The following is a 13,964-nucleotide window of genomic DNA, read 5'->3' on the forward strand; positions in this document are numbered from 1 at the left end:
AGCGCCCAATTGAAAAATAATATCATTAAGGGGAGGAAAAAAATGAGTACTGAAGTGAAAGCACTACTAGAAAGTCCGGTTAGCAAAAATGAAAGCCTTATAGAAAAAATAAAACCACATGCTGAATTAATGGCTGCTCTTTTTAGCGGTGTACTCATTGCTGCTGGATGGATATTGGATCGAAATGAGCTCGCAGCCCCATCAGTTGCAGCATACATCCTCGCTTTTATTATCGGCGGGTTTGCAAAAGCAAAAGAGGGAATCGAAGAAACCATTGCAAATAAAGAGCTGAATGTGGAAATGCTAATGGTTTTTGCGGCGATCGGGTCGGCTATTATTGGCTATTGGACGGAGGGTGCCATTCTTATCTTTATTTTTGCAGTAAGCGGTGCTCTTGAAACGTATACAATGAACAAAAGCCATAAGGAGATTTCCGCATTAATGGAGATTCAGCCTGAGGAAGCTTTGCGGGTTAATCGTGGCATAGAGGAAAAAATCCATGTATCGCAATTGCGTATTGGCGATCAAATTCTTGTTAAGCCAGGAGAACGTGTTCCTTCCGATGGAAAAATTATAAAAGGCCAATCTACTATCGATGAATCAGCAATTACTGGTGAGTCAATTCCTGTTACGAAAGGAAATGAAGATGCCGTCTTTGCTGGCACAGTTAATTTAAATGGTTCGATTACCGTGGAAATTACAAAACCAAACAGTGACACTCTTTTTCAAAAGATCATTCAGCTTGTACAATCTGCTCAAAGTGAAAAATCTCCTTCTCAGCTGTTCATTGAACGTTTTGAAGGCACTTATGTAAAAATTGTATTAGCCGTTGTTGTTCTGATGATGTTTGTCCCCCATTTCCTTTTAGGATGGAGCTGGACAGAAAGCTTTTATCGGGCCATGATTTTACTTGTTGTTGCTTCACCATGTGCCCTTGTTGCTTCTATTATGCCTGCCACCCTGTCAGCCATTTCAAATGGGGCGAGACACGGAATTCTTTTTAAAGGCGGCGTTCATTTAGAAAATTTAAGTCATGTAAAAGCCATTGCGTTTGACAAAACAGGCACCCTTACAAAGGGAAAACCAGAAGTGACAGATGTGGTTGTAGCTGAAGGGCTTTCCAAGGAAGAAATTTTAATTAAAGCTGCTTCTATTGAAAGTCACTCAACACATCCATTGGCTAATGCCATAGTGAAATATGCAAAGGGTCATTTATCTGAATCCCTTATCAGTCCGGAGAGTATTGAGGATGTTACCGGCTGGGGAGTAAAAGCCAATATTGACGGGGAAGAATGGAAAATTGGGAAAGCCGCTTTTGTTGGAATTGATGGGGCACAAAGCTTTAGTAATGGGGCCGCAGGGAAAATGGCCAGTGAGGGGAAAACGGTTGTTTTCGTACAAAAAGAAGGCGTTATTGCAGCCATTATTGCTCTGCAGGATGTAGTCCGCGAAGAAACTAGAATGGCGATCGATCAATTAAAAAACCAGGGCATCTACACAATTATGCTTACAGGTGATAGCAAAAACACGGGAATGGCTATCGCGAAGGATTCCCATGTTCATGATTATATAGCTGAATGCTTGCCGGAAAATAAGGTCGAGCATCTAAAAAAACTCCAAGAAACATACGGAACAGTTGGGATGGTTGGAGACGGAATAAACGATGCACCCGCATTGGCAACAGCTAATATCGGAATTGCGATGGGTGAAGGGACAGATGTGGCGCTGGAAACAGCGGATGTCGTCCTGATGAAAAATGATCTTCCCCGCATTGCAGAAGCCATCAAGCTTTCAAGAAAAATGAATGGAATCATTAAGCAAAATGTTATTTTCTCAATAACAGTCATCATGCTGTTAATCGCGTCCAACTTCCTGCAATTTGTTGATTTACCTTTTGGTGTCATCGCCCATGAAGGAAGCACGATTTTGGTTATCTTAAATAGCTTAAGGCTGTTGAAGTCATAGAAATGAAAGATCCCGGGCGCCCCCGGGATTTTTTTTCTTAATGATATCCATTTTGTCCGTTAGCTGAACCTGAAGTTTTCTGTTTTGGTTTGTTCTTACCTTTTTGCTTTGTTCCGCCGTCCTTCTTCGATTTCTTAGACATAAATATAAGCCTCCTTTTTAAAGACCAATATTATTTCCCCTGTCTTATTCTTTGAAGTTACCCAAAATTTATTAAAGGAAACTATTAGCAATCTTCCTTTTTGTATTTACTGTATACAGCATTGATTTCTCCACCTAGAATAATGATGATTCCAGTTAAGTAAAACCAGATCATCAGGACAATAATGGCACCGATACTCCCATAAGTGGCTGAGTAATTACCAAAATTGCTCACATAATAGGAAAAAGCCAAGGAAGACAGCTCCCATCCCACCGTTGCAAAAATGGCACCTGGTATAACTGTAATACATTTTAGCTTTGTATTTGGTGCAATCCAGTATAAGCCAGTAAAAACAATGAAGAGGATGATTGAACTCACAAGCCAGCGTAGCGTATTCCAAATGGTCATAAACTCATCGGATAAGCCAAATTTAGCAAATAAATAAACACCAATAATTTTCCCGAAAACCGGAAGCAATAAAGCAATAACAAAGACAAACAGCATGGCAAAAGTAAAAAGAATAGCCATCCCTCTTGCTACAAGAAAATGGCGGGTTTCTTTAACTTCGTAGGCTTTATTAAAAGCACGAACGATCGCATTGATCCCATTGGATGCTGACCAAATCGTTGCAATAATTCCAAAGGAAAGCAGCCCCCCGTTTTTTTTCGAAAGCGCACTAATGTTAGTTTCGATTAGTTGCATACTATCCTTTGGCGCAAAATCACGAATAACTGCAAGAATATCTTCTTGGGTAATTGGCAAATAAGGAAGCAGCGATACTAAGAAAAGAAGTAAAGGAAATAGAGATAATAGGAAGAAGTAGGCTAATTGTGCCGAGAGCCCAAATAAATCATCTACCATCACTCTTTTCTTTATTTGCGAAAACAAATTCGAAAAGGCTCGTCCCATCCCATCACCTCTTAAGAGTATTAATTCACAATTTTAGTACTCTCCTCAACCTCATCTTTTTCAAAAAAAGCTTGCTTTGTATCTCCCATAAGCTCCACTACATCAGTTGTCGATTCCTTTAATTCATCCACTTTTTCCATAATAAAAGAAACCTCTGAGCTAACCTGTTCAAACGTTGATTGAATTTGATTGGTCATGTCCTTAATCTCACTTATAGCTTGTCCAGGATTTTTTACATAGTATGAAACTTCTTTCGTTGCTTTTTTACAATTAGCTGTAACAGATTCTCGGGTACTCCGATCAAGCAGGCTTAAAGCACCACCTGCAAGCGCTCCGTATAATACGCCTTTCCAAAATAACGACTTCCCCATTCTAGTCACACTCACTTTCTTATATATTATGGTCTTTACGCAATTCTTTTAACAATTGTTCACAGCCTTTTCCGATAAGCTCGTACACCTCTTCAAAGTTCCCCGTAAAATATGGGTCAGGAACATTTTTATCTGTTGCCTCTTGAACTAAATCCAGCAACTTTATGACTCGGGCATCTGTTTCCTGGCTTTTCAGCTTTTCAATGTTTTGAACATTAGAAGCATCCATCGCGATGATGTAATTGAAATCTTGAAAATCATTCGTCTGAAATTGTCTCGCTTTCAGCCCCGCAGCAGGAATATTATATTTTTCTAAGATTTTTCTTGTCCCTTCATGCGGCGGCTGACCAATATGCCAATCGCCTGTACCCGCTGAATCAACATGGATGGTATGTTCTAACCCTTCCCTTTTTACTAAATCACGAAACATTGCTTCCGCCATAGGCGAACGGCAAATATTTCCTAAACAAACAAATAATACGTTAATCATTATGTAACATCCTCCTTGACAACATTTTCTTTCATATTTTGTTGTTGTGCAACTATATATATCATTGAAGAACTACTTCATGTTAGCATTTTGGGAGTGAAACGAAAAAAACACTTACATTGAAGAGCTCAATGTTAGCATTTTTAAGGGGGAATGGATAAACGCTAACATTGAAGAACCTTATGTTAGCATTTTTGATAGTGAACCGGAAAAACACTTACATTGAAATATTCTATAGTGCTCCAATTATGGTTGACTTTTATTTCATAACATGGAAAGATGGGAATACTTGATAGACTAAGGCAGAGGCATACTTATTGAGGAGGAATTAGGGTGGACTTAGCACAGAAATCAGTAGAAAATGTGGAATACATGATTGAAAAAATTAAAGAAAAATTAAAGGTTTTAAACTTTGGAGCAATCAAGCCTTCCCATTTTGACGAGGAAATGTATGAGGAATTAAAGGATATTTATGATCTCGTCATGAAAAAGAACAGCTTCAGTCCGAACGAAATGCAGGCTTTGGCAGAAGAGCTTGGGAATTTGAGGAAAAACAAGTAATCGCTTAAGCAGCCGGTAGAGGCTGCTTTTATTTATTTGCTGAGCCAATATTTAACAACGCCTTTTCATTTTGCAAATTAATGGATAAAATATTTTTATAGATGCAGACTCGGAGGAAATCAAATATGAGAGAAATCAGTGTAGCTCAGCTTCTTGAATTAAAGTATGCTGTTCCAGTTGATGTGAGATCATCTGGTGAATATGACGACTTCAAAATTCCTGGTGCAGTCAATGTCCCTTTATTTACGAATGAAGAACGAGCGATGATCGGAACTATTTATAAACAGGAAGGGTCAGATACGGCAAAGTGGCGGGCGATGGAGATCGTTTCTCCAAAGCTCCCTTCTATTTTAGGACAGATTAAAGCATTAATTGACGAAGGGAAACAACCCGTTGTTTATTGCTGGAGAGGCGGAATGCGCAGTAAATCGGTTGCTACCTTTCTATCCTTTGCAGGAATATCCATTCCTCGATTAGTCGGGGGATATCGGGCCTACCGGCAATATATATTAGAGGAAACACCTGGACTAATTCCTCCTCGGGCAGTAACCATACACGGCATGACAGGAGTAGGAAAAACTGAAGTACTGAAAAAGTTAAAGGAAAAAGGCATGCCTGTCATTGATTTAGAGGCAGCCGCCTGCCATCGCGGCTCCATCTTCGGATCATTTGGCTTATTCGAGGGCCATAATCAGAAAACCTTTGACTCCCTGCTCTTTCAAACATTAAGGGAAATAAAGGACTCTCCATTTTTCTTAGTAGAAGCCGAAAGTAAACGGGTCGGTAAGGTCGTTCAGCCTGATGAATTGCTGAACAAAAAACATCAAGGGTTTAATATTAACCTTCAAGCGTCATTATCATCACGAATCGAGCGGATTTATCGTGAGTATGTGAAGCCCTATCAACATGAACAGTGGTTTCACGATAATCTAATGGAGCGGTTAACGTATATTTATAAGCGAATAAAGAATTCAGACACCATAGCTGCTTTAAATGAGGCAGCTAGAAATCAAAACTATAAGTTAGTCATTCAAATTTTGTTAGAAGATTATTACGATCCTCGGTATGCCCACAAACAACTCGACTATGAAGGAGCGTTTCATCACATTGAAGCAGATGATACTGATTTAGCTGTTGAGGAAATTGTAAAAATACTAGACACAAAAAGTGCTCTCAGCAAAAGATAGGAGCACTTTTATTCTTTCTAGAGCCAACTCCAAGTTTACCTTCCGACTTGGCTGCTAAGCTAGATACTTTTATGCGAGATTAACCATTTAAAACATTAAATCAATTTGAGAATTTTTATCTTTTTTTGTAGGATAGATTTCGAAAGATTCTGGAATGAGTTGTGTTGAACGGTAGAGCAATTCAGATACAGTTACACTTTTATACCCGTTCTTGTCTAAATAATCCAAAATGTCATCTAATGCTTTAACTGTAGAACAGGTTTGAGTATATTCACTACCGTGCCAATCATGAAAAAGAATGATATTACCTGGCTTTACTCCCTTTTTAATGTAATTGTACATTCGATTTGCCGGAGGATTTGCCCAATCTCGGGAATCTTGATCCCATGACCATAATACGACCGTTTTACCGTAAATAAAAGCAGTATTAATTATTACATCATTATAAAAACCTCCTACAGGTCGATAAAGTGAAGACTTTAACCCAGTGAATTGCTTAATTATTTTATCTGTTTCTTCTAATTCGGATGATAGTTTTTCCGGGGTTATATTTCCATATATATGGTGGAAAGTATGATTAGCAATTTCATGTCCCTCTTTCACTTCTCTTTTTAAAAGATCAGGAAATCTGACTACTTTATTACCAGCTACAAAAAAGGTGGCTTTAGCATCATGTTTTGCCAATATATCAAGTATTTGTGGAGTCAAAATAGGATGAGGCCCATCATCGAAAGTAATGGCAACTAACTTTTCCTTTGTGTTTACTTCCCAAATAACACGCCCTGTTTTTTCATATGCTTCTCGACTGTTAGTGGATGCTTCCGTAATTATTTGAAAGGAGAATAATGGAATTAATAAAAGAATGGTAATGAACAATTTTTTTTTCATTAAATACGCTCCTTTTTCATGATGACTTATTTTTTGATGTCTTTATTAATAATATTTATCGGAATTAAGTCGATATCCGGCACGCTGACAAATTTTCTTGTTTCACTCTGTTTCATAGCCTGGATTAGATGTGATTTTATTAAGGGTACTTACATGGAATCAATTATTTTTATTCTTATTTCCAGAATATTTTTCAAACCAACTAGCTGGGCTAGCAGATGTTTATGTATGAGGAGTTGGGCATAAGTATTGGGTTGATTCTTCCACAGTCTTTACAAAAAAAGAACAAGATCATCTAGATAAGTATTTACTTTCAAGTCAATAGTGGTTAGACAAAAAAACTTCTCCCACCAAATGACGATGGGAGAGGTTTTTTTGAAATAGTACGCTGGCACGCCATGAGTTTTCTTTTTTCTAGCCTGGATTAGATGTGATTTTGTACATTTAGTACCTGCAAAAAAACTGTATAAATCTCTTTTTTAAGCATTATTAAAGACTCTGAGATAGGTTTATTTTCCGCGAAATCAAGAAGAAGTGAAATAGGCTAAAAACGTGAATGCGGGTGTGTTCCGGTTGCAATGTTTTTGTGGAATCATAGCAAACACCTGCCTTTCCCTTTATAACCCGCTTTGAATAAAATAAATAACCAACGGCCCTAATAAAACAATAAAAATCGCCGGAAATATGAACAGCATCATTGGAAAGATCATTTTAACTGGGGCTTTCATTGCTTGTTCACGTGCTAATTGTGTTCGCTGCTCCCTGATTCTTTCTGTAAGCTGACGTAGGATCTTTGCCATTCCAACACCTAACAGGTCCGCTTGGATTAAAGAAGTGATGATACTTTGAAATTGAGGTACAGGGACTCTGCTTCTCAAATCTGCAAATGCTTCTCTTCTGGATTTACCTAGTTTCATATCTTCTATCGTTTGCAGAAACTCTTCTGAAAGAGGTCCCTTTGTTTGGTTGCATACCTTAATCAATGATGCATCTAGTCCCATTCCTGCTTCAATTGACAGGTTAACCATATCAAAAAAGTCAGGCATCATTTTTTGAATCTTAAACCTGCGTTTTTTTATAATGACGCTTAAATAAAAGGAAGGATAATACATACCTAAAGCCGCGACAACACCCGCTAATAAAGTGGTTGAGAAAATATTCGCATCGGCTTTTCCTAATAAAACATATATAACAAAAAACAAAACACTCCCAATTAAAAACTGAAGAAACCTAAAATCAATGGGTGACAATTTAAGGGGATACCCAGCTTCCCGCAGTCTTTTTTCTAATTCTTTTTTTCTTGAAGAAGGAATTTTTTGATCAATAACAACTTTTACTTTATCACTGAACTTTTTCAGTAGTAAACGGATTTTATTATCACCTTGATTCTTCTTTTTTTGAAGCTTTAATCTCCCTTCTTCAATACCTAAATAGTGGGCTGTTCTTCTTTGTATCACAATTTCCCTTTTAAATAAAAGGCTTAAACTAGCCCCAACGACAAGTATAAAAAATAGTGAACTAAATAGAACAAAGTATAAAGTGATCACATTTTACACCTCAATGTGCACAATTTTTTTAATAAAAATCCACCCAAGAAGAATATTCATAGAACCGATTATGACCATAGCCCATCCTAATGGATGAGAAAATAGCATTTGAAAATATTCCGGATTTACTACCTTAATATAAAATGCAAGTGCTATTGGTAAAAGTGTGATAATGACTGATGACATCCTTCCTTGAGCAGTTAATGCTTTCACTTCATCCTTTACTCTTGATCGGTCAATGATTGTCTCTTGCATTGTTTCTAACAGAAAGGCTAAGTTACCGCCGCTAGAACGCTGAATAATTAATGTATTCAGAACAATTTCTAGCTCTTTATCGGGCAGCCTTTTCAATAAACTATCAAATGCCTCCTCGACAGTGATTCCGTAATTAATATCCTGCAAAGCCTTTAGAAATTCAGGTCCAAGTGGATCCTCAATTTCCTTCGCAACCATTTTCATTGCCTGCATAAAGCTGAAGCCTGCCCGCAGTGAATTTGCCATCGTACCGAGCGCCAGCCCAAGTTGTTCTGAACATCTTTGCAGACGCTTTTTCCGTTTTTGCTTCACATACCACACAGGTATGTATAATCCCAGTCCTCCAGCGACAATGATAAATAAAAAGTGTATCTCATATAAGAATCCAATAGTCATACATAGTAAGGCTGTTACTATTCTCCCAATGAATAATTCTCCTTGAGAAAGCTTTACCCCTGATTGAAGAAGAAGATTTTCATGTTTCGACAGATTGATTGCTGTTTCTATCCCTTTGGCCATTAATTTAATGACGGAATTTTTTTGACTTTGTTTTGCGTGTTGCTTCTTGTGCTTTTCATCCAGGTTTAAAGCACCCACATACTTTATTAATCGCTTTTCATATTTTTCCTTTTCAAAGATGAGGGATAGGATAAGCTTGAAGAAAACAGTGCAAAAAATAAACGCAACAAAAATGAGAAGATGGATGGAATGATTCATACCCATTCCTCCTTAATGAGTTTTTGTATATTATGCCCTGCTAGCTCAAACAGATCGGAACAATGTGGACGAATTCCTGTCGATGAGAAATTCCCTTCAATTCTGCCGCTAACGATATTTTTCTGTTCATTGTAAACGAAAAGATCCTGAAGAACGATTGTATCTCCTTCAAGTCCTAACACTTCGGTAATACGGATGATTTTTCTTGAGCCATCTTTTAATCTTGCTTGTTGAACAATTAAATCGAGGGCACCTGCTATTTGTTCACGAATTGCTCGTACGGGTAAGTCAAACCCTGCCATTAATACCATCGTTTCAAGTCTGGCTAACAAATCCCTTGGCGAGTTTGCGTGACCCGTCCCCAGACTTCCATCATGACCAGTGTTCATGGCTTGAAGCATATCTAATGCCTCTGCACTTCGAACCTCTCCGACAATTATTCGGTCTGGTCGCATACGCAGTGAATTTCGGACAAGATCACGAATCGTAACTTCACCCTGTCCCTCAATATTATGCGGCCTGGATTCTAATGAAACGACGTGATCTTGTGAAAGCTTTAATTCTGCCGCATCCTCGATAGTCACAATTCTTTCATCGCGCGGAATAAAAGAAGAAAGAACGTTTAATGTACTTGTTTTCCCAGAACCTGTTCCGCCACTAATGAAAATATTAAGCTTTGACTCTACTGCGGCTTTCAGAAATTCTGCCATATTTTCATTTAATGTACCCATTCGCAATAAATCGTAAATGGTAAATGGTGTCTCTGAAAATTTCCGAATGGTCAATGTTGGCCCATTGAGTACAAGTGGCGGGATAATCGCATTGACACGGGAACCGTCTGGAAGTCTTGCATCAACTAATGGAACACTTTCATCAATTCGCCGTCCAAGCGGTGCCACGATTTTTTCGATGACTCGAAGTACGTGTAAATTATCCCGAAACTGTACGGCTGTTTTTTTAATTTTTCCTTTTACTTCTATATAAACATCGCTCGGCCCATTCACCATTACCTCTGTAACGTGAGGATCCGCAAGAAGAGGGGAGATCGGTCCATATCCAGTTAGTTCATGGGGGATATCATGCATGATTTGCTTCTTTTCCTCAAACGTTAGATGCTCCCCTTCTTTTAAGAAAAATTCATCAGCAAGTTTTTCGATTAATACCTCTATTTCTTCCCCTTCATTTACAGGCTTCTTGATTTCATCGACAAGAAAGTTGTGAAGACGAATTTCAAAATCGTTTAAATTTCTCATAGTACTTGCTGATCTAATCCCCAACTCTTTCCTTTCTTGTATTACCAGGTGATCTCCACCCAAACGATTTAATAAAGACATTATGCATGCCCCCCTGCGTGGACCATACGTTTCACCTTTTGTTTATTGATACCAGAACTGTTCTCAGGGTTCACAAGTGTTTCTGCCATTTGAAAAATTCTCTTTGCCACTTTTGTTCTGGGGTTTGAGTATACGACTGGCTTTCCTTCATTTACTGCTGTAATCATCAGCTTTTCCATTACAGGAAGTGCTGTGAAAATTCCCCTGCCAACTACTTTATTAACAGTATTTATCGTTATCCCCTTTACCTTCATCTGCCGATTCAAAACAACCTTTACTTTTTCATCAAGATCTAATGAAGTTAAAGTATCTATTAGCATTTTGCTGTTTTTTAATGTTGGTAGGTCTGCACAAGTCATAACCAAAATCTCGTCTGAGTTCTCTAAAGCAACAATCACATTTTCATCCATATGGCTTGATGCATCAATAATCACAACATCAAATTGTTTTCTTAATACTTCTATTGCTTTGCTGATATTATTTCCTGTTATTACTTCTGCAAATTCAGGTCTTTGAGGAGCAGAAAGAATGAAAATTCCATCCTTATAGTGAGTCATAAAATCCTTAATTTGTGTGCCAACGTTATCCTCTTTTACCCAATCGTAAATAGTTCTTTTTGGTTTCACATCCAAAAACATCGCAACGTCTCCAAATTGTAAATCAAGATCAATAACTGCCACTTTCTCTAATTTTTTCCCAAAGGAGGCTGCGAGATTAACAGCAACTGTCGTTTTTCCTATTCCTCCCTTTGTACTTGCTACAGTTATGACTCTAGCATTTTTTACAGTTTCAATTTGCTGGTGAAGAATGTTCTTGTTTCTAGAAACAGCTAGATTAATATCTTCCTTCACTTTAGATATTGAAGAAGAAAGAAAAATAACATCATCGGCACCCGCTCTTAAGGCCTCCTTCATATCCAGCTCTTCTTCTAAACGAAAAACTAATACTTTTGTTACAAACGGGAAACGGTCTGAAATTTTTCCACACAAGCTATAAACATCATAGGATGCTGACTTTGGTAAAAAAACAATATGATTCTCGTTTAGTGACAGATCGTCCAATAGCTTGGATTCATTTTCAGCCCAATCCACCTTATATCCCAGGTATGTGATTACTTCATCAAGCTTAAACGACACATCATCATGGCTAGAAATCGAGTATATATTCGTCATCTTCTAAACACCCCTACATGTAAGTCATCTTCATGGATATGTGTTTCATCTGGATTAGATTCAACCTTGTTGTCCCCTTCTTGTCTAAGCATTAAATATAGCTCGTATTTAGAGGCAAATCCTAAAACTAGTCCTTCCTTCGGAGTTACTTCAAATGTTACCATTTGATATCGCTTCATAGTTTCTTCATCATCGGAAGCATGACCTATCCCCAAAACTTTAACATTTTGTAGTAGCAGAGTTGCCGCATCATGCTGTTTATCTTTATACTCATCAGGAACTAACATGACCGCAACAATATCAACAAATGAACCAGATGTAATAAAACCCGCTACTCCTTGAGCATCTGAAACAGCTACTGTAATTGCTCGATTTCCTTCTGAAAATGGTAACATCTCATTTCTTTTTTCTTCTTCAGTAGCAACGACAACCTCTTCCTTTTCTTCAGGTTCTTCCTCTTCCAAAATCTCGACACTTGCCTGCTGAGTAGAAGATGCTAGACTTCCAGAGACCATTACATACAACATGCCAGCAGCTATAAGTCCGAACACTATGGCAAACAGCCAAATTTTTTTTGTATTCATAAAAACCCTCCGTTTGTCCTCTCCGTACTATTCAACTAACTTTACTCCGTATAAACCATAATTAAAACCAGCACTAGGTTCCCCTACTTCCCCAGCAGTTATCCCATCAATAAATTGTCCTACTATGTTTTTATTTTTACCTTTATTATCATATTCTTTTACCCAAAACGGGGCGAAACCAAGTATTTTAACTTTATCACTAGCACCGTTTACTCCAGCCCATGTTTCAATAAGGGCTACATATATAACTCGTTTACAGGAGTTATCAGCGGTAGAAGGTGATTGACAGTGAGGTTTGTCTTTGTCACTGTTAATTATAGAGTCAACTGCAGTTTCAACTGCCTTGTCAATTGGTCCATTCATCACACCTGGTTCTGGATGTACTTCATCACCTACTGAAACTTTTTTCTTACTACCGTTTTTTATTCCCTCTTCTACAATAGGTGCCCCATTTCCATCTATTCTAATAAAGCCACAATTTCCAGGGCTTTTTTTTCCTGATTTTTTTTCCTCTTCCTCATTTTCCTCTTCCCCACAAGTAAGTATTGCTTTCGTTGGAACTGCACTTTTTTCTATTGCAATCGGAGCTATACCCCTTGCTGATATTAATGGACCAGCAATCTTCGCTTTTGCAGAGGCCGATACAGATGCCGTATTAATCCCAATTACTTTTGCAAAAGTAAGAGGAACAGTTACTGTTTTCTCTACTCTTATATGTGATTTATGAACTACATCTTTATCCTTTATATCTGCATCTGAGAGTTCATATCCATTTTCTTGTGAAATATCTTTGGCTACTATTTTTGCTTGTTTCTTACTTTCGTTTTGATCTATTAATACAAGTTTGTGTGCTCCGGCAAGGACTGCAGCATCCAATGCTTTTTGTAGCTTGCTTTTTTCAAAATATAATCTTCCACCATCTATTGCTACTCCTGCCAAACCGAGTAGTATCACCATGAATAAAGCAACTAAAACTACAACACCACCACTTTCATCTCGAAATTTTAAGTTGCTTAATAACCTCATCATGTTATTCTATCCTCATAATAGTGATATTTTCTTTTAATGTTAATGGACCAACGATATTCCCTATAACCGGTGTAAGAAAAGTTACTTGATAATCATGTATTGTGATTTTTGCTTCCTTTTTATTTGAATCTAGTTGGACAGTAACATTACTTTTTTGTAAGCCAATTGGCGACCCATAGTATTCTGCTATACTTTTTATCTCAGCTTCATTTTTTCCTATACTAGCTGCCCGAGCCGCTTCCCTTCCTGCATGATCTATTTTTAAATGCGCATGCAAAATTAGTCCAAAATCGATTATTCCACACAGTATCAATATAAGTACAGGAACAACAAGTGCAAATTCAACTAACGATTGACCTTTTTGTGATTTCATGAGTATGTCTCCATTAAAAAGGTAAAAAGAGCTCCTAGCGCAATTGGAATCGCATAAGGTATTGAAACAGCCCCATGCTTATCACCTATAAGTTCCAAAGAGCCTCTTACCCCTCTCAAAAATACTAATGAAAACAACATATTTTTAATTGTAAAACCAAGCTGCCTTCTTTTTAGTAAAATAACTACTGCAATAAGTCCTCCAACAATTGCCCCGTATATACCTGTATATAGAACAAACATCGTTCCCTTCCATGTACCAATGGCAGCGAGCAGCTTTACGTCACCAGCTCCAATTCCTCCCATTAAAAAAGGAATAAACAATAATCCTAGCCCTACTAGAAATCCTTGACCGCTGAATAAGAATCCATTAAGACCCGATGTAAGGGAATGATAAATAAAGGCGGCTAGGATGGCTGGCAGCGTAACAATGTTTAGTAT

At 37.8% G+C, this 13,964-nt stretch carries 15 protein-coding genes; 3 read left to right on the plus strand and 12 right to left on the minus strand.

Translation table 11 applies throughout. The annotated features are described in order from the left end of the window. The first annotated feature begins 42 nt into the window (after positions 1-42). Positions 43-1,965 carry a heavy metal translocating P-type ATPase gene (locus V7149_RS18620; protein WP_335347095.1) on the plus strand — a complete coding sequence of 641 codons (1,923 nt, stop codon included), beginning with the start codon at positions 43-45 and terminating at the stop codon, positions 1,963-1,965. Positions 1,966-2,191: 226 nt separating this feature from the next. On the opposite strand, the gene V7149_RS18625 is transcribed toward V7149_RS18620, so the two are convergent. The 3 genes from V7149_RS18625 to V7149_RS18635 are packed head-to-tail and all read right to left on the minus strand — an operon-like array spanning position 2,192 to position 3,877. Next, positions 2,192-3,016 (minus strand): YihY/virulence factor BrkB family protein, encoded by an 825-nt coding sequence (locus V7149_RS18625; protein ID WP_335347096.1) that lies wholly within the window; start codon positions 3,014-3,016, stop codon positions 2,192-2,194. Positions 3,017-3,036: 20 nt separating this feature from the next. Continuing rightward, the gene (locus V7149_RS18630; RefSeq protein WP_335347097.1) at positions 3,037-3,387 is read right to left on the minus strand and encodes a YtxH domain-containing protein; all 351 of its coding nucleotides are present in this window, start codon (positions 3,385-3,387) and stop codon (positions 3,037-3,039) included. Between the two features lie 19 nt (positions 3,388-3,406). Beyond that, on the minus strand, positions 3,407-3,877 hold the full coding sequence (locus V7149_RS18635) for a low molecular weight protein-tyrosine-phosphatase (protein ID WP_335347098.1): 471 nt from the start codon (positions 3,875-3,877) through the stop codon (positions 3,407-3,409). Positions 3,878-4,210: 333 nt separating this feature from the next. On the opposite strand from V7149_RS18635, the gene V7149_RS18640 reads away from it, so the two are divergent. Next, the gene (locus V7149_RS18640) at positions 4,211-4,438 is read left to right on the plus strand and encodes a DUF1128 domain-containing protein (protein WP_315667691.1); all 228 of its coding nucleotides are present in this window, start codon (positions 4,211-4,213) and stop codon (positions 4,436-4,438) included. Positions 4,439-4,563: 125 nt separating this feature from the next. Beyond that, positions 4,564-5,625, plus strand: a complete 1,062-nt coding sequence (mnmH, locus tag V7149_RS18645) for a tRNA 2-selenouridine(34) synthase MnmH (protein ID WP_335347099.1) — start codon at positions 4,564-4,566, stop codon at positions 5,623-5,625. Positions 5,626-5,712: 87 nt separating this feature from the next. Here mnmH and V7149_RS18650 read toward each other — a convergent pair whose 3' ends face one another. From V7149_RS18650 to V7149_RS18690, 9 genes are all read right to left on the minus strand, one after another. Continuing rightward, a complete protein-coding gene (locus tag V7149_RS18650; protein WP_335347100.1) occupies positions 5,713-6,513 on the minus strand; it encodes a polysaccharide deacetylase family protein in 801 nt (266 codons plus the stop codon). A 617-nt stretch (positions 6,514-7,130) separates the two neighbouring features. Beyond that, a complete protein-coding gene (locus V7149_RS18655; protein ID WP_335347101.1) occupies positions 7,131-8,060 on the minus strand; it encodes a type II secretion system F family protein in 930 nt (309 codons plus the stop codon). Positions 8,061-8,063: 3 nt separating this feature from the next. Next, positions 8,064-9,032, minus strand: a complete 969-nt coding sequence (locus V7149_RS18660) for a type II secretion system F family protein (protein WP_335347102.1) — start codon at positions 9,030-9,032, stop codon at positions 8,064-8,066. Next, a complete protein-coding gene (locus V7149_RS18665; protein WP_335347103.1) occupies positions 9,029-10,366 on the minus strand; it encodes a CpaF family protein in 1,338 nt (445 codons plus the stop codon). The genes V7149_RS18660 and V7149_RS18665 overlap by 4 nt, the downstream gene beginning before the upstream one ends. Then, complete coding sequence (locus V7149_RS18670) at positions 10,366-11,538, minus strand: AAA family ATPase (protein WP_335347104.1); 1,173 nt, start codon at positions 11,536-11,538, stop codon at positions 10,366-10,368. Before V7149_RS18670 ends, V7149_RS18665 begins: the two co-directional genes overlap by 1 nt. Further along, positions 11,535-12,122 (minus strand): Flp pilus assembly protein CpaB, encoded by a 588-nt coding sequence (gene cpaB, locus V7149_RS18675; RefSeq protein WP_335347105.1) that lies wholly within the window; start codon positions 12,120-12,122, stop codon positions 11,535-11,537. Before cpaB ends, V7149_RS18670 begins: the two co-directional genes overlap by 4 nt. Before the next feature lie 27 nt (positions 12,123-12,149). Beyond that, on the minus strand, positions 12,150-13,151 hold the full coding sequence (locus V7149_RS18680) for a Tad domain-containing protein (RefSeq protein ID WP_335347106.1): 1,002 nt from the start codon (positions 13,149-13,151) through the stop codon (positions 12,150-12,152). 1 nt (position 13,152) lies between these two features. Beyond that, on the minus strand, positions 13,153-13,524 hold the full coding sequence (locus tag V7149_RS18685; protein ID WP_335347107.1) for a TadE/TadG family type IV pilus assembly protein: 372 nt from the start codon (positions 13,522-13,524) through the stop codon (positions 13,153-13,155). Then, positions 13,521-13,964, minus strand: a 444-nt coding sequence (locus V7149_RS18690) for an A24 family peptidase (protein ID WP_335347108.1), incomplete at its 5' end; no start/stop codon positions are given. The genes V7149_RS18690 and V7149_RS18685, both read right to left, overlap by 4 nt.

Origin of the sequence: Bacillus sp. JJ1503, assembly GCF_036965125.1 — a bacterium.
Lineage (GTDB): Bacteria > Bacillota > Bacilli > Bacillales > Cytobacillaceae > Cytobacillus.